General features: G+C 68.0%; 1 protein-coding gene. It reads left to right on the top strand.

The features are described from left to right. Nucleotides 1-689 precede the first annotated feature (689 nt). On the top strand, nt 690-1,877 hold a 1,188-nt coding region (gene csm6, locus AB1634_17410), incomplete at its 3' end, for a CRISPR-associated ring nuclease Csm6 (GenBank protein MEW6221293.1).

A 1,877-nucleotide genomic window follows, 5' to 3' on the forward strand; every position in this document is an offset into this window, starting at 1 on the left:
CCGTGGCTCTGCAAGGAAGGCTTCTTCCGGAGCCTCGCGCAGCGAGAGTTGCCATGCGCGGTGCGGGCCACGATGGGTGAAAGCGACCTTCTTGGCCGAGGCGGCGTTGACCGCCGGCAGCCCGCCAGAAGGCGGATGTTTCCTTGAGAGCGAGAGCAGATACGGTAGCCGGGGGATTCATCCCCCGGCAGGAGGCGCCGGCGACAACCTCGACCGCCGCAACCCCCAGTGCCGGACCCAACCCCTTGGGCCGGACACACGGGCGGACATGCGCCGCGCAGGCCGAAGCCGCGGCGGATGCCCAGGGGCGCGGCGGTGCTTCCCGGCCGGCCTTGAAAGGCCGGCCTACCTCTTGGTACGCCACTCCGTGGCTCTGCAAGGAAGGCTTCTTCCGGAGCCTCGCGCAGCGAGAGTTGCCATGCGCGGTGCGGGCCACGATGGGTGAAAGCGACCTTCTTGGCCGAGGCGGCGTTGACCGCCGGCAGCCCGCCATGAAGGCCGATGTTTCTTAAGAGTTGCCATGCGCGGGGCGCACCCAACTGGAGAAGCGCCGGAAGTCCGCCGTGGTGGTCTCCCATAGGTCCTATTGGTCCTATAAGTCCCATGGGGCCATGGGAGCCATGGGAGCCATGGGACCTGTGGGTTGCCATACGCAGGGCGCCATACAATGAATGAAAGAGGAGGGAGCCATGAAGAACGTGCTGCTGGCGGTGTGCGGCATCAGCCCGGCGGTGATCACCGAGGCCCTCTACGCCCTGGAGATGGAGGGCCGGCCGGTGGACGAGCTTGTCATCATCACCACCCGCACCGGCAAGGAGCTGGTCCTGGGCCGGCTGTTCCCCGAGCGGGGCGGGGCCATCCGGGCCTTTCTCGCCGACTATGGCCGGGAGCCGGACAGCCTCGCCTACGGTGAGGACCGCCTGCACGTGCTCTGCGACCGCCGGGGCCGGGAGCTCGATGACATCCACACCGAGGAGGACAACGCGATCCTCCTCGACGCCTGCCTGACCCTGGCCCATCAGCTCACCAGCGCCCCGGCCACCCGGGTCTACTTCCTGGTCGCCGGCGGCAGGAAGACCATGAGCGCCTGCCTGACCCTGGCTGCCCAGCTCTATGGCCGGCCGGACCGGGACAAGATCATCCACGTGCTGGTGGAGCCGCCCGGGGTCGAGTGGGCGGATTTCTGGTTCCCGCCCCGCCAGAAGACCAGGGTGGAATGGACCGACCGGCGAACCGGGCTGACCTCGTTTCTGTCCAGCGACCGCATCCACATCCACCTGGTGACCATGCCCTATGTGCCCCTGCGGGCCCTGGTGCCGGAAAACGACCTGGCCAGGACCATGACGCCGGCCGAGCTCATGGGCCTCCTGGTCCGGGAGCCGGCGCCCCGCCTGGCTCTGGACCTTGCGGAACGGCGCGCGGTCTGGGGTGGGATGCAGGAGCTGGACCGGCTCACCGCGGTGGAGCTCGCCATCTTCGCCTATCTGGCCCAGCTGCGGCAGGGATGTGCCGGCCGCCACCGGGAGGGAGATCTCTGCCGGCAGTGCTCCCGGAGCGCGGCCGAGATCGATGCCCCGGAAACTGGCCGGCAGCTGACCAGCCTCTACCTGCGGATCCGCAACAACCCCTGCGTCAAGGAGCCGAATCCGGATGGGATCATCGAATCCTTCCGTTCCACCAGCGGCGTGCCTTCCAACTTCCGCACCAACCGCAGCCGGATCAACAAGAAGATCCGGGCCGCGGTGGGTGCCCACGACTGCCATCGCCGGGCTGGAAGTGACCCTTTTTCGAGGGTGCTGGGGACCCACCCGAAGTTGTCGTGCTCTGGGGTATTGGTGCTGGACGGCAGCGGTTTTGGACGTGGATGGAGCGGCGGG

Source organism: Thermodesulfobacteriota bacterium (assembly GCA_040755095.1).
GTDB lineage: Bacteria > Desulfobacterota > Desulfobulbia > Desulfobulbales > JBFMBH01 > JBFMBH01.